Origin of the sequence: Pseudomonas agronomica (assembly GCF_025917275.1) — a bacterium.
Lineage (GTDB): Bacteria > Pseudomonadota > Gammaproteobacteria > Pseudomonadales > Pseudomonadaceae > Aquipseudomonas > Aquipseudomonas agronomica.
In genome coordinates this window covers 1-2,276 of the sequence record NZ_JAOSHO010000668.1, presented here as the reverse complement: position 1 = coordinate 2,276, position 2,276 = coordinate 1, and the positions used below count along the sequence as shown (strand labels likewise).

The following is a 2,276-nucleotide window of genomic DNA, read 5'->3' as shown; positions in this document are numbered from 1 at the left end:
AGGCTTCGCCAGCTCCTACAGAGCCCTGCAGGAGCAAGCCCCCCTCGCCATTCAGGGTTCCAACCGACACCCCTGCCGCTCCCCCATCCACCGCGCACTGTGGCTGCGCCCCAAGCCGCTGACGGTGATGCGCTTGGCTTCAGGTGTGTCGAGAAAGTCGTTGGTGGGCACCGACTGCTTCACATAACCGCGGCAATAGTCGGCCGGTTGCTGCATCACATAGCGGCACGAGCAGTATTCCTTGGCAGTGTAGGCGCTGATGATGTCCGGGAACGCGCGCAACGCCACCCGCTCCTGCCAGACCCAACCGAACAGGGCAACCAGCAGCCCCGCCATCACGGTAAGTAACACTTTGCGCCTCATGGCTGCACCGTCCCGGCGAAGGCCACCATGACGCGCTTGAGCAATTCGTTGTGGCGGTAGCTGCCGTCGCGATCATCGCCGTAGCGCACGATCACCAACCTGGCGCTGGGAATGATATACAGCGCCTGGCCCCAATGGCCCAGGGCGGCGAAGGTATCCGGCGGCGCGTCCGGCCACGGCCGGATCAATGGATCGGCGGCGCGATTGAGCCACCAGTGCCCGCCGGGCACGGCTTCGTCCTGGCCGGCCTGGAACCTGGCGAATGGCTCGCGGTTGAAGGCGATCCAATCCCTGGGAATCAACTGCCGCTCGCCCCAGCGGCCATCCCGTTGCATCAACAGGCCGACACGCGCCAGGTCCCGCGCGGTGAGATAGGCATAGGACGAACCGACAAACGTGCCGCTCGCGTCGGTTTCCCAAGTCGCGTGACGGATGCCCAGCGGCTCGAACAGAGCCGTCCAGGGATAATCGGCATAACGCGACGGGCCGACGATATTCTTCAGCGCCGCCGCGAGCAGGTTGCTGTCGCCGCTGGAATAGCGGAACACCTGGCCGGCCGGGCTGAAGCTATCGTGCGCGGCAGTGAACGCCGCCATGTCCTGGCGACCGCGGGTATAAAGCATCGCCACGACCGAAGAATCGAGCGGCGCGTATTCGTAGTCCTCTTGCCAGTCCAGGCCGGACGCCCAATGGAACAGGTCGGCCAGGGTCATGCCCGGGTGTCGCTCCAGCGATGGGTAGTACCGGGCGGCCGGATCATCCAGGGCAAAGCGTTTTTCACCGTAGGCCACGCCGAACACCGTCGCCAGCAGGCTTTTGCTGATGGACCAGGCCAGGTGCGGGGTCTGTGCGTCAGTCGGTCCGGCATAGCGTTCGTAGACCAGTCGACCGTCCTGGATCACCAGCAGCGCGTCGGTGCGAATGCCTTGGCGGGTAGCGTCGTCCCTTGGCGCAAAGGCGTATTGCTCCAGGGCTTCGATGGCCGGCCCGCTGGGGGTCGGGCCGGTCGGCCATTGCTCGGCGGGCCAGTCGTCGGCCTGGGCGGTCAGGTTGAGCAACAACAGCGGGATCAGGAACCAGCCTTTGGACATTCGCGGGGCTCGCAGGATTGAACCTTCAGAGCCTATTCAGACTTGATGACAGTTTCGAGGCGTGTGTGGCCCCCTGTGGGAGCGAGCTTGCTCGCGATAGCTGTTTGTCAGTCGCCATATGCTTAGCCGACACTCTGCTATCGCGAGCAAGCTCGCTCCCACAGGGGCAGTCGCTTGAGGGACTATCCCAATGCCTTGTCCAACCGCTTGGCCCGCGCCCCCGCCGCAATGTCCATCACCGCCTTGTCACGCACCCACATCTCACGCCACACCGCAGGCCCACCGGCCAAGACGTCGTTCAGTTCGGCTTCGAGCCCTTGGAACTGGGCGAACAACCCACCCAACAGCACATGCGTGGCTGCACTGGACGGATTGTGACGGCTCGCCTCCCCGCAACCGGCAAGCAGCGCCAACAGGCGCAGTTGCAGCGCCTGGGGCCAGTCGCATTCTTGCCCGACGCCATACAACCAGGCGGTCATCGCGCTGAGCACATAGAGGTCTTCCAGGGTACGAAACGGTTTGACGTAGGCATCCCAGCCGTCACCCGCCAATAGTTCGCACTGCGCGCCATCCAACAGCACCCGACCATGGCTGATATCCGGCATGAAAGGCAGGGCCGGGAGTTTTTCCAACGTCACGCCAGGCTCACCCGCATACACCACCGCCAAGCTCAATCGCACTCGCTCATCTTCCGGCGCTTCGCTTCGGGCCGCGACCAACAACCATTCGGCGGCGTCACCCGCAGTGACGAAATCCTTGCGCCCGTTCAACCGCAAGTCGCCGAGCCGGGTCTGCATATCCGCCGGGCGCAGGCTGCGCTGC

General features: G+C 64.4%; 3 protein-coding genes. All 3 read right to left on the bottom strand.

All coding sequences use genetic code 11. The features are described 5' to 3' along the window. Window positions 1–51: 51 nt before the first annotated feature. Complete coding sequence (locus OC610_RS25990) at window positions 52–363, bottom strand: amidase (protein ID WP_264431894.1); 312 nt, start codon at window positions 361–363, stop codon at window positions 52–54. After that, window positions 360–1,454, bottom strand: a complete 1,095-nt coding sequence (locus tag OC610_RS25985) for a serine hydrolase domain-containing protein (RefSeq protein WP_264431892.1) — start codon at window positions 1,452–1,454, stop codon at window positions 360–362. Before OC610_RS25985 ends, OC610_RS25990 begins: the two co-directional genes overlap by 4 nt. Before the next feature lie 182 nt (window positions 1,455–1,636). Next, the coding region (locus OC610_RS25980; RefSeq protein ID WP_264431890.1) for an acyl-CoA dehydrogenase family protein at window positions 1,637–2,276 on the bottom strand (640 nt) is incomplete at its 5' end.